Genomic DNA, 20,618 nt, shown 5'->3' on the forward strand with positions numbered 1-20,618 from the left:
TAAAAATATAATTTATTTTTATTAATATAATTTCTCTTTTAAGAATTTTATATATTTATCAATTTCAAGCTCTCTTTTTGCCCCATCTCTTTGCCTAACTCCCCACATTGATTCAGGAAAAAAGCTGTCATCTTTAAATCTTGCTTGGATATGGATATGGACTTTTGGGACGTAGTTTGCGAAGCTCGCCCAGTTGATTTTGTCTGGATTATAAAACTCAAGCATAGTTTTTTCTACTATGAAAGCTGCTTCAAATAGCCTTTTTCTTGTGCTTTCATCACAGTCGCTAAGCTCTTTGTACTCTTTTTTTGTGAAAATTTTCACCCATGGAATTTCGCTATTTTCAAGCTCGATTTTTATAAACTCATCTTCAAAAATCATAATTTTACTCCTGATCTTAAAATTTGCTCTTTTAGATTACTAGCCACTTTTTCAAACCCCAAATCAAAATCCTCTAAAACAAAAAAGTTCAAATCTTTATATTTATTTTGTAAAAAACTCTCGCTCATCTCATCTCTGATTTGGCTAAATATTACACCCAAAATCTCAATATTTCTAGCTTTTAAGGCTTCTATGCTAAGAATTGTGTGATTGATACTACCAAGATAATTCCTTGCTACAAGGAAAGTTGGCAAGCCACTTTTAGCCATAAAATCAATCATATAAGCATTCTTATCAAGCGGACAAAAAAGCCCACCCGCAAGCTCTGTTAGCACATTTTCATCTTTTGGGATTTTGATGCTGAGACCGTCAAATTTGACGTTTTCTTTTATCATTCCGACATGTGGGCTGGCTGGAGTTTGGAGCATTATTCCAGGAGCGTGAGAGATGACATGCGGCGCTGTTTTTTTGACAAAACTCTCATCAGTAAGCGCTCCAGCTTGAATTAGTTTAAAGTATTCATAGCCAAAAGCGTAACACAAAGCCGCACTAACGTGGCTTTTGCCGGCATCAGTGTGAATGCCGCTTATGCAGATATTTTTCATTGTAGTTCTCTTTTCTTGCAGATTAAATTTACGAAATTATACGTGAGATGAAACTCGCCATTAAAGTGATTTTCTAGCTCTTTGAAGCTGGATTTTGTGAGCCTAAATTTGCCATTTATGTTATTTACGCCGGTTTGTTTAAGATGATTTAAAAGCTCTTTTAGTGAGTTAAATTTGACTACAAATTTATCTTTTTTGACGCTTAGTACTTCAAATTTATCTTCAAAAATTTGCCTTATTTCATTAGAATTTTTGTAGCTTAAGCCTTGTTTTGTGTAGCTTGAAAGCTCTTCTAAGGTACCGCCACAAAACATCGAAAAAGCCAAAATCCCATTAGGTTTTAGCGAGGCGTGAAGCCTATTTTTTAGGGCTTCAAGGTCATCTATCCACTGAAAAACAGAGCTTGAGATGATTAGATCTACTTTTGGTAAATTTAGTGACGTAATATCGCCTATTTGAGTTTCAAATTTAGCCATAAATTCACTTTTATACAAGTCATTTAGCGTGATTTTTTGGTAGTTTAGAGTGCTTAAAATGAGTTTGGTCAGCACTCCGCTTCCAGCACCTATTTCATAGATATTTTCAAAATCTTGCTTGTGGATTTTGAGCAAATTTATAAGGGAAGTTGCGGCAAATTTCTGGGCGTAAGCAAACTCATCGTAGCTTAGTGCTGTTTCAAATCTCAACTATTTCTCCAAAGCTTTTGTAACCAAAAAACGCAAAATGCGGCGCGTTAATGATTTCGCATTTGCTGCCAAGCTCACCAGCTACTTTTTGCACTGCTTTTGGCGGGAAGACAAAATCTTTTTTTGAGATGATAAATTTATCCCATTTTACGTTATTTTGAACTGGTTTTGAGCTGTTTAAATACAAACTTTCAAGCTCAAATTTGGCATTTTGGTTGAAGTCAAAATCTACCTTTGCAAGCTCTTTTAAAAAGCAAATTTTCTTAAACTCATCAAAATTAAACTCATCTATGCTTTTTTTAAACGCTATTTTTGGGATTCCACGCTCATCATCAATGCCAAAAGGCGTGCCATTTATAGCGATTGCTTGCTTTAATTTTACGCCAGCAAGAGCCAAATTTGCAGCCCAAACGCCCATACTCCAAGCGACCAAATAAATTTCTTTGCCTTCTAAAATCTGTCTATCAAACTCCAAGCTAGAATAGTCATAAACCACGCATAAATCGTACCCCGTAAGCTCCAAATGCTTGATACAACTAGGCAAAAATGAATAGCCTAAAAATAGCAAAATAAGCTTTTTGCCGCTATTTTTAACAAACTCTATTTTCATCTAAAATTTCTTTCAATTTTACTAAATCTCGCTCAAGAATGTCGCCTCTAAGGCTGATTCTAAGCCTACTTGTGCCATTTGGGACTGTTGGAGGGCGAATGGCTGGAGCAAAATAGCCATTATCAAAAAGTTTTTGAGACAGACTAAGTGCGGCGCCACTGGAACCTACTAAAAACGCACAAATATGGCTATTATTTAGACCTAAAAATTTGATATTTTTTTCTAAATTTTGCCTCTCTTGACTAAAGTTTTTGTTTAAAATAAAATGGCTCCAAGCCACGTTTATGCTAGGCAAAGAGGTCGAATATATCAAGCTTCTAGCTGAGTTTATAAAAATATCTCTAAACATCGCTGAGCAGAGCATTACAGCGCCTTCGCTGCCAATGCCTTTGCCAAGAGTGACAAGGGTAAAATCAACTTCCTTGCTAAGCCCCAAAGCATGGCAAAATCCAAGCTCATGGCGGACGAAAAACGAATGGGCTTCGTCGATATATAGTAAGACATTTGTATATTTTTTCTTTAAATTTACAAGGCCTTGTAAGTCGCAATTATCGCCGTCCATGCTAAAAACCGATTCGCTTAAGATAACGATTTTTTCAAATTTATTGGCATTTTGGCTAAGTAAATTTGCTAGAGTTTCTAAGTCATTATGAGCGTATCTTTTGAAGTTTGCATTTGCTAGTTTGAGAGCGTCTATCATGCTTGCGTGGATGAGTTTATCACACAAAAACAGCGTGTTTTCATCGCTCAATGTTGAAATACAGCTTAAATTTGCACAATATCCTGAGTTGAAAATCGTCGCTTTTTTGTCAAGTTTTTCTTCAAACCAAGCTTCAAGTGCGTCAAATTCATAGTTTGAAGTATATACAAGCCTGCTTGCCCCAGAGCCAAAAAACCAATCATTTTGTTTGCAAATATCTAAAAACTCATCTCTTAAATCTTTGTTTGTGGCGATTCCTAAATAGTCGTTGCTGCCTAAATTTAAGAGTTTTTTGTCGTTAAACTCGATAAATTTGGAGCTTGTTTTTGAGTGCTTTAGCTCTCTAAAGTTGCTATTTTCTTTTGCTTTTTGTATATCGAACATTTTTTACCTAAGATTATAATAATATATAGTTTTATAAAAATACATAATTTTACTGGAAATTAATATCTGATGATTATATCACAATGACCTTAAAATTTATCACTATTTTATATGGCTTTTGATAAGATTACGCAAATTTAAGGAGCGATTTATGAAGTGTTGCATAGTGATATATGATAAGGTAAATCTCCTAAGTTTTGCTAAAATTCACGATTTTTTTGCAAGAAAAAAGCTAGATTTTGACGTGGTTTCCTTGCGTGATAGCGTGGTTTGTGAGCATGAGTTTAGGCTATTTAGTCCAAGGCATTCAGAGTCGCTTTACGGATACGATATAGTCGCCTTGCCAGATGGAATGGGGGCTTTAAATTTACGCTATGATGATATATTCTTAAGCTGGATAAAAAGCGCTTCAAATGCAAAGGTAAAACTAGCCATTGATTTGGGAGCTTTGATATACGCTGGAGCTGGATTTTTGGAGTCAAAAAGTGCAGTTATCAGGGGCGGATACAAAAACGCACTTGGTGAATATTGCAGCGTGAGCGACGCTGAATTTTATAAAAATGAAGACATAATAAGCATGTTAGATACGCCATTTGCGTGGCAAGAGCTTGAAATGGCAATAGATGGATAAAGAGAGTTTCATCTACTCACAATTTACTAGTAAATTAAACGGCGATGACGGTGCAGTGCTTGGCAAAATGGTGCTTAGCAAAGATATGTTTGTGGAGGGTTCGCACTTTAAAAGGGCTTGGCTTAGCTTGGAGCAGATCGCTACTAAATCCATGCTTGTCAATCTAAGCGACGCAGTGGCGATGAATGCTACCCCAAAATACGCTCTTTTGGGGCTTGGCTTGCCAAAAGATATATCAAACCAAGAGGCTTTGAAACTCACAAATGCTTTCAAAAGTTCGGCGGCTAAATTTGGTGTGGAAATAATCGGTGGAGATACGGTAAAATCAAGCTTAATCATCATTAGTTTGACAATAATTTCATACTTAAATAACGGTAAAGCAGTCAGTAGAAATGGAGCTAAAATAGGTGATTTCATCTGCTATACTGGAGAGCTTGGAGACTCATTAAAGGGGCTTAAAGCCTTGCAAAATGGCGGTAAAGTCGCTTCAAACTCACGCTTTGTAAAGCCAAATTTGAGAACTAAATTCATGCAAAAATCAGCTAAATTTATGCGAAGCGCAATGGATATAAGCGATGGCTTGGCTAGTGATTTACCAAAAATTTTAGGTAAAAATAGCGTTAAATTTGATAAGCAACTATCAAATTTAGAGTTTAAAAGTGGCGAAGAATACGAGCTTTTGTTTTGCGTCTCAAGCTCAAATCTAGCCAGAGTTAAAAATGAAGCAAAAAAATGCAGAGTAAAATTAAACATACTTGGAAAAATTATAAAAGGAAGATATAAATCATATGGAAAATTCAGCCACTTTTAACCCGCTTTTTGGCACCACACACAGCCCAGTAAACGCGCATTTTAGTAAAAACGCAAGCGATTTTGTCGTGCGTGAAAATCCACTTTATGAGTTTAGCAGGAGTGGTGAGCATTTAGTGGTGGAGATCCAAAAAAAGGATCTTACGACTAGCGACGCGCTTGGTATTTTGAGCCGTCAAACTGGAGCTAAAATGCGTGATTTTGGCTATGCAGGGCTAAAAGACAAAGAGGGTATGACGACTCAATTTATCAGTTTTCCAGCCAAATTTGAGCAAGCTTTATCAAATTTTAGCCACGAAAAGCTAAAAATTTTAAGCACAACAAGGCATAATAACAAAATCAGAATCGGTCATCTTAAATCAAATCACTTCTTTATACGCCTAAAAAAAGTTATGCCAAGTGAGGCGACCAAGCTCAAAGAGGCGCTCAAAAATATAGGAAATAACGGCTATCCAAACTATTTTGGCTATCAAAGATTTGGTAAATTTGGGGATAATGCAAGAAGTGGTGAAGAGATTTTGAACGCTGGTTTGAGCGGCAATAAAAGCATGATGAGAAAATTTAATCCAAAGCTAAGAGATTTTATGATTTCTGCTTTCCAAAGTGAGCTTTTTAACAAATGGCTTAGCAAAAGGGTCGAGATGAGCCATTTTGCTGGTGAATTTAGTGTAAAAGAGCTAGAAAATATTTATAAAATAGATAAGGCTAAGGCAACGCAAATAAAGTCTCAAAAGCAGTTTTTCAGACTGATTCCTGGTGAAGTTTTAGGGCATTATCCTTTTGGTAAGGTTTTTTTGTGTGAGGATTTGGACGCTGAAGTGGCTAAATTTGTAGCCAGAGATAGAACAAGCATGGGGCTAATAACTGGCGGCAAAGCTTATGAAAGCGTAGGATTTGCTAAAACTATAGAAGATGAGATTTTTGGTGAAGCTTATAAATTTGGTAAATTTATGAACGGTTCAAGGCGTTTTGCTTGGGCGTGGCTGGAAAATCTGGAATATAAATACAATGAAGAAGTAGCGCAGTTTACCATGAGTTTTACGCTGCAAAAAGGCTCTTATGCGACTGTGGTTTTAAGAGAGATTTTGCATAGAGAGATATTTGATGAATAAATTTTAAGTAAATTTAGATATAATCACGCTCGGTGCGACGGGTAGTTGCATGAATGCATGAGGAAAGTCCGAGCTGCTATAAGACAAAGTTCCACCTAACGGGTGGCTGGGGTAACCTAAGGGATAGTGCAACAGAAAGTAAACTGCCGCTTTGGCGGTGATGGTGAAACGGCGGGGTAAGAGCCCACCAGTATTTGTGGCGACACGAATAGCTATGTAAACCCAACTTGCAGCAAGAAGGGACGGTTTGGAGTCTTATACTCAACCCTTCGCTAAAGCTTGATTGTAAAACCAAGCTTAGATAAATAACTACCACAACAGAACTCGGCTTACGGTCGCACCTTTAGATACTATACTGTTTTGCTTTTTTGATTTTTTGGAATTCGATATCTAGTTTTTCTTGTTTTTGTTTGAAGAGATTTGTGGCATCTTGTATCAAGGCTGCTGCGCATTTCATCTCTTCTAAGTTCATAGAGCTTGGATAATTGTTTGTTAGCTCATCTATTTTGCTTAGATCTTCGCTCACAAGAGCGGTTTTAAACTCATCTAGCCACTGCATTATCTATCTTCTTCTTTTGTCACTTCTCTCCATGCATCAAGAAGCTCTCTAGTGACGTGTACGACTTCATCAAGTGCAGCTTTATCATTTGCGAAATTTGCTTGAGATATGAGCTGAATTTGTCTAGCATAAAGGTTGTTTAGATACTGTGAGACTGCTCCTTGATTCATATCAAGTGAGTTTATAAGCTCAAAAAATATCGCATTTGTTTTGTTTAAAAAATGCACTTTAGTCTCGATATCTCCTTCATCTATGGCTTTTTTGGCTCTGTAGATAAATCGCAACACTCCTTCATAGAGCATTGCGACTAATTTTTGTGGGGATTCGATACCGATGTTGTTTTGGTTATAAGCTTTATAAGCTAAATTTGCTTGCATTTGTCTATCCTAGTTGCTATTACTTGCTTGTTCGATCATTGTTGTTATGGTCGATAGCTGAGTGTTTAGTTTGTTCAAAATAACCTCATATTGGGCAAATTGTGTTTGCATACGCTCATATTTGCTATCTATGGTTTTTTGTGTTTTTTCTTTCTCGCTTGTTAGCTTTTCGTTTTGGCTAACTAGACTGGCTTCATAGTTGGTCAGAGATCCATCTTTTCCTACAAGATTATTTAGCGTATCTTTTAGCTTTTCAAAAAATCCTGTAGATGTGTTTGTTTCGCCTTTTAAATCTACTTTTGTAAAGCCTAAATTTGAAAGCAACTCATCACTGCCTTCTACTTTTAAATTTGATCCACCTAAGCCTTTTAACGTCAAATTGCCATCTGTATTCAAGCTAGCACTAATATCGGTAATTCCAGCATTTGTGATGGCTTTTAGAAGCTCTTTGGTGCGTTCTTGCTTTGTTGTTCCAGTTAAGTTTATCTCGATTTCTTTATCATTGATTTTTAGCGTTCCAGTTATTGGGCTAGTGGCGTCGTCTTTGATACCAGTTGAGCTAGTGCTGACATTTGTATAGCTTGTAGCTGTACTAAAAAATCCTTGGAAATTGTCAAAATCATTTTCTAATTTGTCTTTTAGTGTCACGCTATCAAGTGTCAAAAGCCCGTCTTGGCTTAAACTAAGCCCAAAATCTTGCAATGATTTGCCGTTGCTATCGACTCCATTGATGATTTTGTTTATGCTGGTTTTGATATTGATGATTTCGCTAACGCCTTGAAAAGTTCCAGTCGCTCCAGTTTCTGAGTTGTACGAAGTGGCGACTTCAAGATTATTTATCAAGGTATTGTATGAATTTACCATCTCTTGAATGCTTTTTGTGATTGCTGTAGTATCTTGAGTGATGTTGAAGTTGGTATATTCATCTTCTTTATCAACTTTTGATAAATTTATTGTTACGCCTAATTGCAAATCAGTAACTTTGTTTGTGTTTCTAGTGATTTCTATGCCATTATAGATAAAATTTGCGTCCGCTGCTTTTTGGAGTTGTGATCCAGCGCTTGCTTTTTCTGCTTCTGTTAGTTTATCTTCTGTTTTTAGAGTAAGTGTAGCATTTGCATCGCTTGAATCTTCAAAATAAAATCCCAAAGCATTGAGTAGATTTTTTGAAGCTTCTGTGCTGCCACTTTCGTCTGCTGTATAGCTGAAGTTTATTTTATTTGCACTGCCTGTCTCGCTTGAGCTAAATACTAGTCTATATGGATTTTCTCCACCTACATTTAAGACTTTTGCGTTTATTTTGCCGTCTGTTTGGTCGTTTATTTGCGCTGCTATATCATCTAGAGAGGTTGAATTATCTGCTTCTATTTGATAGTCTTTGCCATCTATTGAGAGTTTAAAAGACGCGCTAGTCGTCCCTGAAAGGACTGGAGCATTACTCATAGAAAATGTTTTGCTTTGGTATGAGTCTTTTGCGGCTAGTTGATTTACTTTTATACTTATATCTCCTACATTTACGCCGTTATCTACTGATATGCTTGCATTATTACTTCCTGTACTGCTAACCTTTTTTGTCATATAGCTTGAGCTATCAGTTAGAGATGAAACATTTGTTTTAAAAGCACTAAGAAGTGTTGTAAGAGCTGTTAAATCTGTTTGTTTAGTTTGATTTGTAGTTATTTTATTTGTTATTGGTGTTACTGAAGCTTTTTCATCTACTTCTTTTAGACTATCTATCAAATCTTGTGTTAAAACACTACTTGATCCACCATTTGTTTTGCCAAATACGCCAAGTGCTGTTACGCTACCTACTGCCATTTTTTACTCCTTTTTATCAAAAAGCACACCAACTACTTCTCTTAAATGCTCAGTTAAATTCATAACTGCTTCAGAAGGTATCTTTCTGATGACTTTTCCACTATCTGCTTCCATGACATTGACGTACATAGAGCTTATTTTATCGTTAAAACCAAATCTTATATTTGTTTGAAGTTGCTCCATATTTTGGTTAAGCTTGCTTGTAATGTCGTTTAGTTTTTTAACTATCTCTTCATTACTCATAGCATTTTGATTTGATTCATCCTTGACGACGTTGTTTTGAATTTTTGTTCCCTCTACCCCTCTAACTGCTTTGCTGGTCTCTTTTTGCATATTTAGAGCAACCGAGTTATCGATCTGTTGCGAAGCTGCTTTAAAAATTTCCATTTTCCATCCTTTGAAAATAAGTCTATCTTTAATATCGGTTATGAGGTGTAAAATTTTATACTATTTGTTGAAATATTGCTTGTATTATGTTAAAATGCCACTTTTAGGAGATTTTGATGAAGATAGCTATAGAGTGTGATTGTATTTTGTTGCAAGAGAGTTTGAGGATATTTTTGGAGAAGTTTTATGTGCCGAAAAAAGATTGCGATTTCGTGATTGCAGATAAAAAAATGCTTTGTGATAAGCCTGTTTTTTTGATAGATGAAAACTCGCCATATCTCAAAATTCCATTTACAAAAGAAAATTTAATATCCACTTTAGAAGAGTTTTATTCAGCTATCCAAATAGATGGCACTAAAATTACGCAAAATCATCAAAACTATAATTTTGAAGAAAAAATCTCAAATTTGGTAGATAAATTTAAAATAGATTTAATAAATTTAATAAAAAGCGAATATGAAAAATAACACACTATTTACAACCATTTCTAGCGGTAAATTTAAAGGCAAAAAAGTCTTTTTACCTAGCTTAGAAACCACAAGAAGCACGAAAAATATAGTCAAAAACTCATTTTTTAACACTATTCAAAATGAAATTTATGGTAAAACTTTTATAGAGGTTTTTGGTGGCTCAGCACTAATGGCAATGGAGGCTTTAAGCAATGGTGCAAGCAAAACTTACGCCATAGAAATAGACAAAAATGCCTATAATCTAACCAAAAAAAATGTCTCAAGCCTAAACTGCGATGATATAAAATCCATAAACGCAGACACCTTCAAAGCAACCCCAAAAATCATAAAAGAAAATAGCGACATCATACTTTATATAGATCCGCCATTTGATATAAGAGATGGATTTAATGATATTTATGATAGGGTTTGGGATATGCTTAGAAATAGCAAATCTAGTGATATTTATCTTGTGGTTATGGAGCATATTTCAAGTTACGCAGCACCTGAGGCTAAATTTGGCTACACTAAATTTAAAAGCCGAACTTTTGGAAAGACAACTTTAAGCTACTATCAATTAGAACAATAATCAAATTTAAGCTAAATTTGGAATAATTTTTGCTTTAGATCCTAAAAATAATAAGGATTTGAAGTGAAATTTAAGATTTTATCGATTATTTTATTGTTTAGTTCACTGCACGCTACTCAGATAAAAGATATAGCAAATATCATTGGCGTAAGAGAAAACCAACTCATCGGCTACGGTTTGGTCGTGGGCTTAAATGGCACTGGAGATGGCTCAAGTAGCGAATTTACCATTCAATCACTCTCAAATATGCTTCAAACTGTAAATGTCAAAATCAGTCCAAACGATATAAAATCAAAAAACACAGCAGCAGTTATGGTAACTGCAAAACTTCCTCCGTTTGCCAGACAAGGTGACAAGCTAGACATCGTGATAAGCTCAATAGGCGATGCAAAAAGTCTGCAAGGTGGAACTCTTCTAATGACTGCTTTAAAAGGCGTCGATGGCGATATATACGCTCTTGGTCAAGGACCTTTGACACTTGGCGGCGGCACAAGCAAAGGTGGAAATCACCCAACTGTAGGCACTATGCTCTCAGGAGCTGTGGTCGAAAAAGAAGTTGTGTTTGATATATACGCAAGCGAAGTTGCAAATTTAAGCCTAAAAAACTCAAGTTTCCAAACCGCAGTTGATATGCAAAAAGCCATAATGGCTAAATTTGGCTCCAAATCAGCAGTTGCCATAGATCCAAGAACTGTTAGGATAAGCAGACCAGCAAATTTAAGCATGGTTGAGTTTTTGGCTAAAGTCTTAGAAGTAGATATGAACTACAAAGCAGACGAAAAAGTCATCATAGATGAAAGAACAGGAACTGTGGTAAGTGGCATAAACATAACTGTCGATCCAGTCGTCATTTCTCACAAAAACATAACCATAAAAATCGAGCCAAGCTCATACGACGCAGCCACTGCTCAAAATGGCAACGAGGTAGATACTGGCTCAAATACTTCCATTGATCCAGCGACAAATACTCTAAAAATATCTGAATCAAGAACAACAGTTGCAAACATCACAAGAGCCTTAAACAAGCTTGGAGCAACGCCAAAAGATATCATAGCTATAATTGAAAATCTAAAAAGAGCTGGCTCAATCCATGCTCCAGTGGAGATCATATAATGCAAATCGACAACACAATGGCGCTAAATGCTTATAACTCGTTAAATACTGCAAATATCGATAAACTCTCTAAAGATGATAAGCTTTTAAAAGAGCAAACTGATGCTTTTGAGGCATTTTTGGTAAAAGAGGTTTTGGATATTTCTATGAATAGTGATGAAAAAGATGAGAAAAGTCTTTTTCCAAAAGATGCAGGGGATAAAATTTACTCATCAATGTATAATGATACGATGAGTAAAGCGCTAAGCGGCGGAATGGGCTTTAGCGAAATGTTATTTAATTTTTTAAAAGAAAGAGCTTAATAAAAAATATATTTGACCGATTTAGCTAACAAGTGTTAAAAGGATCAAATATGATAAGTTCTATAAACCAAAGTACGCTCTTTGCTACTAGTAGCCAAAGTGTACTCAAAAACGAAACAAAAAAAAGCGAATCTACAATGCAAACTCAAAGTAGTAGTGAAAGCAGAGTCGATGCTATAAAAAAACAGATCAATGAAGGAACATATAAGATCGATCTTCAAGGTCTAGCAAGTAAAATAGCAGACGAACTTATGTAAATCTTTCTTACTCCTTTGAAATTTAAGGAGTAAGAAATGATAAACAAATACCTAGATGAGTCAATATCTCTACTTAATGAACTCATATCAATCACAAAAACAGACATTCAAAATATACAAGAAGCAAATCACAGCCAACTAGACGAACATACCAAACTCAAAACTCAAATCATACAAAAATTTGAAGAAAAAAAGCACAGCTTAGACAATGAGCTAGTTAAATTAGCAGCCAAAAGTAATGGAACAGATCTTGCTAGTATCTTATCAGACGAAGTAAAAGATAAGCTCTCAAAGCTTAGAGATACGCTTTTAGAGCTTCAAAAAACAAACAGAGAGTATGCAAAATCCGTCATCGTGGTGAAAGAATTTTACGACTCTTTGATAAAAAAGATGTTTAACGCTGATAGTACTAGCACGAATTCTTACGAGCAAAACGCTATCAACGCTGAGCAATTATTTAAAGTAAGGGTTTGACATGGGAGTTTTTGATTCATTATACACTGGAGTTTCTGGTCTAAACGCAGCTCAACTTCAAATTCAAATAACAGGTCACAATATAACAAATGTCAATAGCGACTACTACAACAGACAAAAAGTCGTCCAAACAGCAGTCACTACTCCAAGTAGCGCTTATGGTTCTGTTGGGCTTGGTGTAAAAGTAGAAAGTGTAGTAAGGATTCACGATGAGTTTTCTTTTGATAGGTTAAAAGCCTCATTAAGCAACCTTGAAAATACATCATATAAAAGCCAAGTTTTGCAAGAAATAGCTCAAAAATTTCCTGATCTTGATGATGCTGGACTTTTGGTTGATATGAAAAACTACTTTGATGCTTGGAATGATTTTGCCTCTCATCCATACGAAAGCACTCAAAAGACAAATTTACTTGCGATGACAAACGTGCTTACAGGGCGTATAAATGATACTTCAAATCAGTTAGAAACTATCCGTTCAAGCGTAGATAATCAAATCAAACTTACAGTCGATGAGATAAACCGTTTAGGAAAAGAGATATCTCAGATTAATGCTCAAATTCAAAGAATAGAATCAATCGAGCCGCAAATGGCGAATGATTTAAGAGATCAAAGAGATCAGCTAGAGCTTACTATGTCTAAGCTTGTCAATATTTCTACATTCAAAAACGAGCTTTATAGCGATTCTAGAGGAAGTGCAACCCTAACAGATCAAGGCAAAAACTACAATCTAAATATAGATGGTATAACCTTAGTCGATGGCGTTACATTTCACCCGATAGTTTTGAAAGAGACAGATGGGCTTTCTACTCCATACTATGAGCTAAATGATGGTACAAGAGCTGATATGTCTGCAAAAATCTCAGGTGGAAAACTAGGAGCTATGCTAGATCTTAGAGGAAGATATGCAAACGATGATGGCGTCGTGCAAGACGGGCTTATAACTCAGTTTCAAAACAACCTAAATAGCTTTGCAAAAACTCTTATCGTAGAGACAAATAACATATACGCAAGCTCACCTCAAGAGCAAATGAACTCAAGCGCGCTTGTAGATATGAAAGGCAACACAACTCTCCAAAACTTTGATAGCTCTATCCAAAGTGGCAGTTTTAATGTGCTTGTTTATGATGCTAGTGGAAATGTCGTAGCTAAAAAAAGTATAAACATCAACTCATCAACCACGCTCAATGACACAAAACAAGGCAACTCTATAATAGGAGATTTCAACGCAAACACCGATGATAATGGCAACAACAACCTAAATGATGATGTAAATGACTACTTTACTGCCGTTTATCACTATGATGAAAAGACAAATACTGGCAGCTTCAGCTTTGCTCCGACCTATCCAACTGGGGATTACAAAATAGCCATAGAAGACAATGGCACTAACTTTGCTGGCGTCTTTGGTGTGAGTAAATTTTTTGAAGGAGATAGTGCTTCAAATATAAAAATAGAAAGCTCTTTGGCAAAAGACGCATCTAAAATAAAAGGTGGCAAAACATCAGTTGAAGGCGATAATAGCATGGCAAATGCTATGGTAAATTTACAAAATTTAGAGCTAAAGTTTTACTCATCTAACGGTCAGAGCTACAAAAGTGAAACCCTATCAGGATATTACAGATACGTCACAACAGACATTGCATCGCAAACTGAAGCTGTCAATACACTAAACAACACAAATACGGCTTTATATAAAAGTGTATATTCTGAGTTTCAATCAACAAGTGGCGTAAATATGGATGAAGAGCTTTCAAATTTGATTAGATTTCAATCAAGTTATGGTGCAGCCGCAAAGATAGTAACCACAGTCGAAAAGCTCCTTGAAACGCTTTTAGGGTTAAAACAATAGTATGAAAAAAGATGATTTAAAGAAGCTTTTAGATGAGAAGCTTCTTAAGGCAAACACAGACCAAAATCTATTCGATCAGCCAGATCCACTTCAAGTAGCCAAAAAGCAAAACGATCCACTTATCGCTTTAGTTTGTGCACTTTTTGCTTATGGCAATGCTAAGCTTATTTTGAAGTTTTTAAACTCACTTGATTTTGGGCTTTTAAATGAGAGCGATGAAGAAATAAGGTCAAATTTGATAAGCCAAAACAAGCTTTACCGCTTCCAAAATCCAAAAGATGTAAGTGAGATTTTTATCACAATTAAACGTTTAAAGGAGCTTGACGTGGAGCAAATTTTGGTTAATGGATTTAACCAAAATGGTCAAATGATCGATGCTATAAACTCACTAATAGCTCAAATTTACAAGCTAAATTTATACAAAAGTGATGGCTTTGAGTTTTTCTTTGGGCGGACTTTTGAAGCTGAGCCAAAAAGTCCATACAAACGCTATAATATGTGGCTTAGGTGGATGGTAAGGCATAGTGATATTGATCTTGGACTGTTTAGCAAATTACCAAGAAGTGAACTGATTTTGCCGCTTGATACACACACTCATAAAGTCAGCCTTGCTCTTGGGCTTTGCGAGCGAAAAAGTTATGATTTTAAAGCCGCTTGGCAGATCACTGCAAATTTAAAAGAATTTGACCCAAATGATCCTATAAAATATGATTTTGCACTTTATAGAATAGGGCAGAGCAAAGAGCTAGCAAGTCTGATTTAACCAAATTTAACCAAATTTAGGATAACATTTGCACTAAAAATTTATAAAATCAGGTGCAAAATGTTTGATACTATTTTTAGAGAGTATGATATACGTGGGATTTACGAAAAAGATCTAAATGAGATTAGCGTTAAGGCAATTGGCTATTGTTTAGCTAGGGAGATGTCAAAAAGAGGCGTTAAGAAGCTAAGTGTAGGATACGATGCAAGGCTGAGTGCAAAACCACTTTTTAACTACCTTGTAAGTGGGATAAATGCTGCAAATTTAGATGTTTTTGATATAGGAATGCTACCAACTCCTGTTGGATATTTTAGTGTTTTTACTGATATTTTTGATGCAAATATCATGATTACAGGCAGTCACAATCCAAAAGATTATAACGGATTTAAGATAACTATCGGCAAGGATAGCTTTTTTGGCGCTGATATTCAAAATTTATGCAAAAGCGTAAATGAGTTTATTGCTAGCAAACAAAATATCGCCGATGATTTTAGAGCGACCAAATTTGACGTGCTTAGCAAATATGTGGCGTTTTATGAGAGCGAGTTTGCTCATTTAAAAGGGCTAAAAACCAAGTTCATCTGCGACTGCGCAAATGGTGTGGCTGGCATCATTCTTGAGCCAATTATCAAAGCTCTAAGCTTAAACGCAACCGTGCTTTATCCAGATCCTAATGGAGAGTTTCCACACCACCACCCAGACCCAAGCGAAGAGAAAAACCTAGCCGATCTAAAAAATGCTTTGCAAGGCGATTTTGCCATAGGATTTGGCTTTGACGGGGACGCTGATAGGATAGCAGTCCTTACTAAAAAACGCAGCATAAAAGGCGATGATTTGGCTTATCTATACGCCAAAAATATGCAAAATCCACGTGTTCTTGGCGAGGTGAAATGCAGCCAAAATATGTATGATGAGATAGATAAAATCGGCAAAAGCTTCATGGGAAAAACTGGTCATAGCAACATCAAAAAAGCCATGAAAGAGCTAAATATCGATATGGCTGCTGAGGTGAGCGGGCATATATTTTTCAAAGAGAGATTTTTTGGGTTTGATGACGCTGTTTATGCGATGATTCGTGTGCTTGAGCTGATCCAAAAAGGCTTTGATCTTGACGCTGAACTAGACAAACTTCCTGTACTTTATTCTACTGATGAGATCAAGATAGAAGCGAGCGAAGAGAGTAAATTTAAAATCATTGAAAAGCTAAAAAACGAGCTAAACAGTCCAAAAAATGAGCTTCCAGCTATACAAGATATCATCGATATAGACGGCGTTAGGATTAAATTTGACGGTGGTTGGGCTTTAGTTAGGGGTTCAAACACAACTCCAGTTTTGGTTACTAGATTTGAAGCAAAAACACCTGAAATTAGAGATTTATTGCAAGAAAAAATCGTAAATTTGGTAGAAAAAATAAGGCAAAGTCTATGAGTAAAAAAGCAGTTTGTGTCATCAGTGGTGGAATGGATAGCACGCTTTGTGCTTACAAAGCCCGTGAGCTTGGATATGAGATAATCGCACTTCATTTTGATTATAATCAAAGAACAATGCAAAAAGAACGTGAATGTTTTAACCAAATTTGCGATGAGCTAAACGTGGCTAAAAAGCTGATTTTAGATGTGAGTTTTATAGCAGATATCGGCGGAAACGCTCTAACTGATACTAGCCTTGAAGTGCCTAAAACTGGTCTTAGCGATGAACTTCCTATCACTTATGTTCCATTTCGTAACGGAATATTTCTAAGCATCGCAGGAGCTTTAGCGCAAAAAGAGCAGTGCGAAGCAGTTTTTATAGGCGTCGTTGAAGAAGACAGCAGTGGCTATCCAGACTGTAGTGAAGAGTTTATAACTGTGATGAATAAAGCTATAAATTTAGGCACAAGCGATGAGTCAATCAAGCTCATAACTCCACTTGTGCATCTTAGCAAAGCTGATATCGTAAAAGAATCTGTGCGTTTAAACGTGCCTTTGAACCTTACTTGGAGTTGTTATGAAAATAGCGATTTAGCGTGCGGGGTTTGTGATAGTTGCAGGCTTAGATTAAACGGATTTAAGCAAGCAAGAATTAGCGATAAAATAGCTTATAAACAAGATATTTAAGCATATTGTGATATAATCGGCAAAAAATTTAAGGAATAAAAATGTATCGTTTCGCACCATCTCCAACAGGCGATATGCACATTGGAAATCTAAGGGCAGCACTATTTAATTACATCTGCTCACTTCAAGACAAAAGCGGATTTATCTTGCGTATCGAAGATACTGATAATGCCCGCAACATTGACGGAAAAGACAAAGAAATATTTGAAATTTTGACTAAATTTGGTATCAAATGGGATACTCTTTATTATCAAAGCAAAAATCTCAAATTTCATCAAGAATTTGCCGCAAAACTTTTGCATGATAAAAAGGCGTTTTTATGCTTTTGTGATGAAGCAACGCTTGAGGCTAAAAAAGAAGCCACAAAAGCTAGAGGTGAGGCTTACCGCTATGACGGTACTTGTGAGCATTTGAGCGACGATGAAGTGCTAAATAATCCACGCCCTGCAGCAGTCAGACTAAAAATCAAAAATGAGCCTCAAAGCTTTGTTGATGCCATAAAAGGCGAGGTCAAATTTGAACCACAAAATATTGATAGTTTCGTGCTTTTAAGAGCTGATAAAACTCCTACTTATAACTTTGCTTGCGCGATTGATGATATGCTTGAGGGCGTGACATTTGTCATACGTGGCGAAGACCATGTCAGCAACACCCCAAAACAAAATCTAATCCGCCAAGCACTTGGGTATACTGGCAAAATCGACTACGCTCACTTGCCAATTATCCTAAATATTGAAGGTAAAAAAATGAGCAAAAGAGAAAATAGCTCATCTGTAAAATGGCTTTTGCAAAAGGGTTATATGCCTGAAGCCATCGCGAACTACCTTATCTTGCTTGGTAACAAAACGCCTTGTGAGATTTTTAGCTTAAATGACGCAGTTGAGTGGTTTGATATCAAAAATATCTCAAAATCTCCAGCGAAATTTGACGAAGATAAACTAGCTCAAATCAACCGCGAACACATCAAACTAGCAAGCGATGAAAGGCTAAAAGAGCTTGGGTTTGACAGACCAAATTTAGCTAGATTTTACACTCAAGAAAGCAGTCTAATCCCTGAAATAAAAGCTAAAATAGATCAAATTTACAGCTCAAAAACAGTCCTTGGGGAGTGGAGCGACAATGCAAATTTAATTAAAAATGTGGTGCTAAATTTAGATATTCCTGATAGTTTTGATGAGTTTAAAAATACCATTATAAACGCTACAAGCTTAAAAGGCAAGGCTCTATTTATGCCGCTTAGGTTGCTACTTACTGGAGCTGAGCATGGCCCTGAGCTAAAAGAGCTTTATCCGCTGATAAAAGACGAGATTAAGGAGATTGTTTCAAAATGATGGTTTTAAATACATTTTTGCTTGCAGTTGCAAGTTTGCTTCATATAATTATCACAGCTTATACTTGGATCATCATCGCTGCAGCTCTTGTGAGCTGGGTCAATCCAGATCCGTATAACAAGATAGTTCAGCTGCTTTATCGCATCACAAATCCAGCTTATGAGTTAGTACGTAAAACACGCATTCCTACTGTTTTTGGTGGCATTGATATCGCTCCTATCATCGTGCTTTTGGCTTTGCAATTTTTAGATATGTTTTTGGTTGGTATTTTAGTTGGAATCGCTGGTTAGATTTTGCCTTTTGGCTATCTCTTTTGCGACTTTTTTAGGCGCAAATGTTTTGAGTTTTGAAGAGCTTAAACATAGTCCAAAAGGTCTAGCAAAAGACTATTATATCTATAGGTATCTTAACGAAACTAAGCCTAAAAAAAGTGAAGCTAAGGAATTAAGGAGCACTATATATAGATATTCTGGTTCTTTAAAAAAGAAGATAGAAGAGATAGCTGGAGCTATAAAAGAGCCAAAATTAGATTGCAGTGGGGTTTCGCTAGCAAATGTAGTCGATGCGAACTCAACTTGCCAAAAGGCTGTTATATCTATCAAATTTTTAGAAACTATGAGCAAGGAAGATAGAGATAAATTAGCTAGAGATATTTATCAAAGCTCACCTGATTTGTCAAATTTCATCATAGGTTTTGATCAGAGTAATCCAGTAAAATACTATATAGATACAAACGATACTATAAGTTATTTGAAATATTATAATCTTAGTAGCGATAAAGAAAAGTTTTTGACAGATAATAATATTAGCAATGGATTTTTGGCAAAACTTGCTCCAAACTGGCAGTTTAAAACGCTCATAAACGATATTGTTATAAATCAAAAATATGATGAATTTAGAAAATATCTTGTGAAAGTTGATGAAAAATCCGTCGAAGGCGATATGGCATTTTTGTTTGGGTTAAATGCCTTGCTTTTAAACTCTGATGATGACGCACTTAGATTTTTTAGGCAATCAGCCAGCACGGCGACTTTTATAAGCAAAAAAGACAATGCTAATTTCTGGGTTTATCTCATCACAAAAGACAAAAAAATCCTAAAAGAGATCTCAAAAAGCTCAGATATAAATATATATAGTTTGTATGCTAAGGAATTTAGTGGTGGTGGGAAAATAAAAATAGTAGTCCCAAGACCGCACATAGAAACTCTTCTAAACTATGATTATACCGATCCCTTTGTATGGCAAAAGACAAGGGAAAAGGTGCAAAATATGAGTAAAGAGGAGCTTTTGAAATTTGGTGTTAAGTTCTTTACTCAAAATACAGTTGGCGAGTATAGTTATATGATGGAAAGAGCTCATAACTACAAGTTGCATTTTTACCCTATGCCATTTATGGAGCATATAGGAAGTGATGATGTCAAAAGACAAGCTCTCATATTGGCTCTTGCAAGGCAAGAAAGCAGATTTGTGCCAAGTGCCATTTCTAGCTCTTACGCGCTTGGAATGATGCAGTTTATGCCATTTTTGGCAAATCATATAGGCAAAAAAGAGCTGAAGATACAAAATTTCGATCAAGATGATATGTTTAAACCTGAGATTGCATATAAATTTGCAAACCACCACTTAGATTATTTAGAAAAATATCTAACAAATCCAGTTTTTATAGCTTATGCTTATAATGGTGGTATTGGATTTACAAAAAGAATGTTACAAAAAGGTGATTTGTTTAGTCAAAATAGCAAATACAAAAAGTATGAGCCATTCTTGTCAATGGAGCTAGTTCCATACGCTGAGAGTAGGAACTATGCTAAAAAAGTCCTTTCAAATTATATTATTTATTTGGCGACTTTGAATTCCAGTACAAAGATTTCGCAATTTTTTGAAAGCTTAATGATACCTGGAGATGGTGAGAAGTTTCGTCTAAACGCTCAAAACTAAGCTTTAGTGTGTCGCTTTGTTTTTGCGGCGCACTGATTTTTAGATACATTCCCCACGGCATTTTAAATGTTGTAAGCTTCAAAAGTGGATCGTCATCGCTTAAAACTGATATTTTAGTCCCATTATTATCATCGTTTATCTTAAAAGAAGTAAAGTCTATTTTGGTATCTTTTGGATAGATTGATAGTATAAAATTTTCTTCATTATTTTGAGTTATTATATCTTGATGAATCGGATTTAAATATGTCCCAACTACTAAAAATTTATCATTTGTATCTTCAAATTTTTGTGTGTAGGCTAGAAGCTCATTTTTAAGCGGGTCATGCACGTAAACTTTTTTTTGCAAACATCCAAAAGCAAGCAAGGCAATAGCAGTAAGTAGTAGATATTTTTTCAT

26 protein-coding genes and 1 other RNA gene are annotated in these 20,618 nt (G+C 35.8%); 17 read left to right on the plus strand and 10 right to left on the minus strand.

Annotation, left to right across the window (positions count from 1 at the left end; translation table 11 throughout):
- Nucleotides 1-21: 21 nt before the first annotated feature.
- The 5 genes from CIG1485E_RS02465 to CIG1485E_RS02485 are packed head-to-tail and all read right to left on the minus strand — an operon-like array spanning nucleotide 22 to nucleotide 3,366.
- Nucleotides 22-381 (minus strand): HIT family protein, encoded by a 360-nt coding sequence (locus tag CIG1485E_RS02465; protein ID WP_038453354.1) that lies wholly within the window; start codon nucleotides 379-381, stop codon nucleotides 22-24.
- Nucleotides 378-986, minus strand: a complete 609-nt coding sequence (gene bioD, locus CIG1485E_RS02470) for an ATP-dependent dethiobiotin synthetase BioD (protein ID WP_038453356.1) — start codon at nucleotides 984-986, stop codon at nucleotides 378-380. The genes CIG1485E_RS02465 and bioD overlap by 4 nt, the downstream gene beginning before the upstream one ends.
- Nucleotides 983-1,672, minus strand: a complete 690-nt coding sequence (locus CIG1485E_RS02475) for a methyltransferase (protein ID WP_038453358.1) — start codon at nucleotides 1,670-1,672, stop codon at nucleotides 983-985. The genes bioD and CIG1485E_RS02475 overlap by 4 nt, the downstream gene beginning before the upstream one ends.
- Nucleotides 1,662-2,282, minus strand: a complete 621-nt coding sequence (locus CIG1485E_RS02480) for a pimeloyl-ACP methyl esterase BioG family protein (RefSeq protein WP_038453360.1) — start codon at nucleotides 2,280-2,282, stop codon at nucleotides 1,662-1,664. Before CIG1485E_RS02480 ends, CIG1485E_RS02475 begins: the two co-directional genes overlap by 11 nt.
- Nucleotides 2,263-3,366 (minus strand): aminotransferase class I/II-fold pyridoxal phosphate-dependent enzyme, encoded by a 1,104-nt coding sequence (locus CIG1485E_RS02485; RefSeq protein ID WP_038453362.1) that lies wholly within the window; start codon nucleotides 3,364-3,366, stop codon nucleotides 2,263-2,265. The genes CIG1485E_RS02480 and CIG1485E_RS02485 overlap by 20 nt, the downstream gene beginning before the upstream one ends.
- Before the next feature lie 151 nt (nucleotides 3,367-3,517).
- Here CIG1485E_RS02485 and CIG1485E_RS02490 point away from each other — a divergent pair, with 151 nt between their 5' ends.
- The 4 genes from CIG1485E_RS02490 to rnpB all read left to right on the plus strand — a co-directional run bounded on the left by CIG1485E_RS02490 (nucleotide 3,518) and on the right by rnpB (nucleotide 6,267).
- On the plus strand, nucleotides 3,518-3,997 hold the full coding sequence (locus CIG1485E_RS02490; protein ID WP_051870901.1) for a type 1 glutamine amidotransferase family protein: 480 nt from the start codon (nucleotides 3,518-3,520) through the stop codon (nucleotides 3,995-3,997).
- Nucleotides 3,990-4,808, plus strand: a complete 819-nt coding sequence (locus tag CIG1485E_RS02495) for a thiamine-phosphate kinase (protein ID WP_038453364.1) — start codon at nucleotides 3,990-3,992, stop codon at nucleotides 4,806-4,808. Before CIG1485E_RS02490 ends, CIG1485E_RS02495 begins: the two co-directional genes overlap by 8 nt.
- Nucleotides 4,786-5,919 carry a tRNA pseudouridine(13) synthase TruD gene (truD, locus tag CIG1485E_RS02500; RefSeq protein WP_038453366.1) on the plus strand — a complete coding sequence of 378 codons (1,134 nt, stop codon included), beginning with the start codon at nucleotides 4,786-4,788 and terminating at the stop codon, nucleotides 5,917-5,919. Before CIG1485E_RS02495 ends, truD begins: the two co-directional genes overlap by 23 nt.
- 29 nt (nucleotides 5,920-5,948) lie before the next feature.
- Nucleotides 5,949-6,267, plus strand: an RNA gene (gene rnpB, locus CIG1485E_RS09245) — RNase P RNA component class A.
- Here rnpB and CIG1485E_RS02505 read toward each other — a convergent pair.
- The 4 genes from CIG1485E_RS02505 to CIG1485E_RS02520 are packed head-to-tail and all read right to left on the minus strand — an operon-like array spanning nucleotide 6,263 to nucleotide 9,060.
- Nucleotides 6,263-6,478 (minus strand): hypothetical protein, encoded by a 216-nt coding sequence (locus tag CIG1485E_RS02505; protein WP_038453368.1) that lies wholly within the window; start codon nucleotides 6,476-6,478, stop codon nucleotides 6,263-6,265. The two genes, rnpB and CIG1485E_RS02505, sit on opposite strands and share 5 nt — an antisense overlap.
- On the minus strand, nucleotides 6,478-6,855 hold the full coding sequence (fliS, locus tag CIG1485E_RS02510) for a flagellar export chaperone FliS (RefSeq protein ID WP_038453370.1): 378 nt from the start codon (nucleotides 6,853-6,855) through the stop codon (nucleotides 6,478-6,480). The genes CIG1485E_RS02505 and fliS overlap by 1 nt, the downstream gene beginning before the upstream one ends.
- 9 nt (nucleotides 6,856-6,864) lie before the next feature.
- Nucleotides 6,865-8,673, minus strand: coding sequence for a flagellar filament capping protein FliD (gene fliD / locus CIG1485E_RS09170; protein ID WP_051870902.1), 1,809 nt, complete (start codon nucleotides 8,671-8,673; stop codon nucleotides 6,865-6,867).
- A gap of 3 nt (nucleotides 8,674-8,676) precedes the next feature.
- On the minus strand, nucleotides 8,677-9,060 hold the full coding sequence (locus tag CIG1485E_RS02520; RefSeq protein ID WP_038453372.1) for a FlaG family protein: 384 nt from the start codon (nucleotides 9,058-9,060) through the stop codon (nucleotides 8,677-8,679).
- Between the two features lie 116 nt (nucleotides 9,061-9,176).
- Here CIG1485E_RS02520 and CIG1485E_RS02525 point away from each other — a divergent pair, with 116 nt between their 5' ends.
- The 13 genes from CIG1485E_RS02525 to CIG1485E_RS02585 all read left to right on the plus strand — a co-directional run bounded on the left by CIG1485E_RS02525 (nucleotide 9,177) and on the right by CIG1485E_RS02585 (nucleotide 20,221).
- Nucleotides 9,177-9,527 carry a hypothetical protein gene (locus tag CIG1485E_RS02525; RefSeq protein WP_038453374.1) on the plus strand — a complete coding sequence of 117 codons (351 nt, stop codon included), beginning with the start codon at nucleotides 9,177-9,179 and terminating at the stop codon, nucleotides 9,525-9,527.
- Complete coding sequence (rsmD, locus tag CIG1485E_RS02530) at nucleotides 9,517-10,098, plus strand: 16S rRNA (guanine(966)-N(2))-methyltransferase RsmD (RefSeq protein WP_038453376.1); 582 nt, start codon at nucleotides 9,517-9,519, stop codon at nucleotides 10,096-10,098. The genes CIG1485E_RS02525 and rsmD overlap by 11 nt, the downstream gene beginning before the upstream one ends.
- A gap of 63 nt (nucleotides 10,099-10,161) precedes the next feature.
- Nucleotides 10,162-11,211: a flagellar basal body P-ring protein FlgI gene (locus tag CIG1485E_RS02535; protein ID WP_038453378.1), complete on the plus strand. Its 1,050-nt coding sequence runs from the start codon at nucleotides 10,162-10,164 to the stop codon at nucleotides 11,209-11,211.
- Nucleotides 11,211-11,513 (plus strand): rod-binding protein, encoded by a 303-nt coding sequence (locus CIG1485E_RS02540; protein WP_038453381.1) that lies wholly within the window; start codon nucleotides 11,211-11,213, stop codon nucleotides 11,511-11,513. Before CIG1485E_RS02535 ends, CIG1485E_RS02540 begins: the two co-directional genes overlap by 1 nt.
- A 50-nt stretch (nucleotides 11,514-11,563) precedes the next feature.
- On the plus strand, nucleotides 11,564-11,770 hold the full coding sequence (locus CIG1485E_RS02545; RefSeq protein ID WP_038453383.1) for a flagellar biosynthesis anti-sigma factor FlgM: 207 nt from the start codon (nucleotides 11,564-11,566) through the stop codon (nucleotides 11,768-11,770).
- Nucleotides 11,771-11,806: 36 nt separating this feature from the next.
- Nucleotides 11,807-12,244, plus strand: a complete 438-nt coding sequence (gene flgN / locus CIG1485E_RS02550) for a flagellar export chaperone FlgN (protein ID WP_038453386.1) — start codon at nucleotides 11,807-11,809, stop codon at nucleotides 12,242-12,244.
- A 1-nt stretch (nucleotide 12,245) separates the two neighbouring features.
- The gene (gene flgK, locus CIG1485E_RS02555) at nucleotides 12,246-14,093 is read left to right on the plus strand and encodes a flagellar hook-associated protein FlgK (RefSeq protein WP_038453388.1); all 1,848 of its coding nucleotides are present in this window, start codon (nucleotides 12,246-12,248) and stop codon (nucleotides 14,091-14,093) included.
- A gap of 1 nt (nucleotide 14,094) precedes the next feature.
- Nucleotides 14,095-14,856 carry a TIGR02757 family protein gene (locus CIG1485E_RS02560; protein ID WP_038453389.1) on the plus strand — a complete coding sequence of 254 codons (762 nt, stop codon included), beginning with the start codon at nucleotides 14,095-14,097 and terminating at the stop codon, nucleotides 14,854-14,856.
- A 60-nt stretch (nucleotides 14,857-14,916) separates the two neighbouring features.
- Nucleotides 14,917-16,284, plus strand: coding sequence for a phosphomannomutase/phosphoglucomutase (locus CIG1485E_RS02565; RefSeq protein ID WP_038453391.1), 1,368 nt, complete (start codon nucleotides 14,917-14,919; stop codon nucleotides 16,282-16,284).
- The gene (queC, locus tag CIG1485E_RS02570; protein ID WP_038453393.1) at nucleotides 16,281-16,952 is read left to right on the plus strand and encodes a 7-cyano-7-deazaguanine synthase QueC; all 672 of its coding nucleotides are present in this window, start codon (nucleotides 16,281-16,283) and stop codon (nucleotides 16,950-16,952) included. Before CIG1485E_RS02565 ends, queC begins: the two co-directional genes overlap by 4 nt.
- 41 nt (nucleotides 16,953-16,993) lie before the next feature.
- Nucleotides 16,994-18,283, plus strand: coding sequence for a glutamate--tRNA ligase (gltX, locus tag CIG1485E_RS02575; protein ID WP_038453396.1), 1,290 nt, complete (start codon nucleotides 16,994-16,996; stop codon nucleotides 18,281-18,283).
- Nucleotides 18,283-18,573, plus strand: coding sequence for a YggT family protein (locus CIG1485E_RS02580; RefSeq protein WP_038455521.1), 291 nt, complete (start codon nucleotides 18,283-18,285; stop codon nucleotides 18,571-18,573). The genes gltX and CIG1485E_RS02580 overlap by 1 nt, the downstream gene beginning before the upstream one ends.
- Nucleotides 18,557-20,221, plus strand: a complete 1,665-nt coding sequence (locus CIG1485E_RS02585; protein ID WP_038453398.1) for a lytic transglycosylase domain-containing protein — start codon at nucleotides 18,557-18,559, stop codon at nucleotides 20,219-20,221. The genes CIG1485E_RS02580 and CIG1485E_RS02585 overlap by 17 nt, the downstream gene beginning before the upstream one ends.
- Here the strand turns inward: CIG1485E_RS02585 and CIG1485E_RS09320 are convergent.
- The gene (locus CIG1485E_RS09320; protein ID WP_081867124.1) at nucleotides 20,115-20,618 is read right to left on the minus strand and encodes a hypothetical protein; all 504 of its coding nucleotides are present in this window, start codon (nucleotides 20,616-20,618) and stop codon (nucleotides 20,115-20,117) included. The two genes, CIG1485E_RS02585 and CIG1485E_RS09320, sit on opposite strands and share 107 nt — an antisense overlap.

The organism is Campylobacter iguaniorum (genome assembly GCF_000736415.1).
Lineage (GTDB): Bacteria > Campylobacterota > Campylobacteria > Campylobacterales > Campylobacteraceae > Campylobacter > Campylobacter iguaniorum.

Coding starts and splice junctions, on each gene's coding strand:
- CIG1485E_RS02545 (WP_038453383.1), top strand. CDS start 11,564: ATGATAAGTTCTATAAACCAAAGTACGCTCTTTGCTACTAGTAGCCAA.
- CIG1485E_RS02490 (WP_051870901.1), top strand. CDS start 3,518: ATGAAGTGTTGCATAGTGATATATGATAAGGTAAATCTCCTAAGTTTT.
- CIG1485E_RS02465 (WP_038453354.1), bottom strand. CDS start 381: ATGATTTTTGAAGATGAGTTTATAAAAATCGAGCTTGAAAATAGCGAA.
- flgK (WP_038453388.1), top strand. CDS start 12,246: ATGGGAGTTTTTGATTCATTATACACTGGAGTTTCTGGTCTAAACGCA.
- rsmD (WP_038453376.1), top strand. CDS start 9,517: ATGAAAAATAACACACTATTTACAACCATTTCTAGCGGTAAATTTAAA.
- CIG1485E_RS02505 (WP_038453368.1), bottom strand. CDS start 6,478: ATGCAGTGGCTAGATGAGTTTAAAACCGCTCTTGTGAGCGAAGATCTA.
- CIG1485E_RS02495 (WP_038453364.1), top strand. CDS start 3,990: ATGGATAAAGAGAGTTTCATCTACTCACAATTTACTAGTAAATTAAAC.
- bioD (WP_038453356.1), bottom strand. CDS start 986: ATGAAAAATATCTGCATAAGCGGCATTCACACTGATGCCGGCAAAAGC.
- fliD (WP_051870902.1), bottom strand. CDS start 8,673: ATGGCAGTAGGTAGCGTAACAGCACTTGGCGTATTTGGCAAAACAAAT.
- truD (WP_038453366.1), top strand. CDS start 4,786: ATGGAAAATTCAGCCACTTTTAACCCGCTTTTTGGCACCACACACAGC.
- gltX (WP_038453396.1), top strand. CDS start 16,994: ATGTATCGTTTCGCACCATCTCCAACAGGCGATATGCACATTGGAAAT.
- CIG1485E_RS02580 (WP_038455521.1), top strand. CDS start 18,283: ATGGTTTTAAATACATTTTTGCTTGCAGTTGCAAGTTTGCTTCATATA.
- fliS (WP_038453370.1), bottom strand. CDS start 6,855: ATGCAAGCAAATTTAGCTTATAAAGCTTATAACCAAAACAACATCGGT.
- CIG1485E_RS02485 (WP_038453362.1), bottom strand. CDS start 3,366: ATGTTCGATATACAAAAAGCAAAAGAAAATAGCAACTTTAGAGAGCTA.
- CIG1485E_RS02480 (WP_038453360.1), bottom strand. CDS start 2,282: ATGAAAATAGAGTTTGTTAAAAATAGCGGCAAAAAGCTTATTTTGCTA.
- CIG1485E_RS02520 (WP_038453372.1), bottom strand. CDS start 9,060: ATGGAAATTTTTAAAGCAGCTTCGCAACAGATCGATAACTCGGTTGCT.
- flgN (WP_038453386.1), top strand. CDS start 11,807: ATGATAAACAAATACCTAGATGAGTCAATATCTCTACTTAATGAACTC.
- CIG1485E_RS02540 (WP_038453381.1), top strand. CDS start 11,211: ATGCAAATCGACAACACAATGGCGCTAAATGCTTATAACTCGTTAAAT.
- CIG1485E_RS02560 (WP_038453389.1), top strand. CDS start 14,095: ATGAAAAAAGATGATTTAAAGAAGCTTTTAGATGAGAAGCTTCTTAAG.
- CIG1485E_RS09320 (WP_081867124.1), bottom strand. CDS start 20,618: ATGAAAAAATATCTACTACTTACTGCTATTGCCTTGCTTGCTTTTGGA.
- CIG1485E_RS02525 (WP_038453374.1), top strand. CDS start 9,177: ATGAAGATAGCTATAGAGTGTGATTGTATTTTGTTGCAAGAGAGTTTG.
- queC (WP_038453393.1), top strand. CDS start 16,281: ATGAGTAAAAAAGCAGTTTGTGTCATCAGTGGTGGAATGGATAGCACG.
- CIG1485E_RS02565 (WP_038453391.1), top strand. CDS start 14,917: ATGTTTGATACTATTTTTAGAGAGTATGATATACGTGGGATTTACGAA.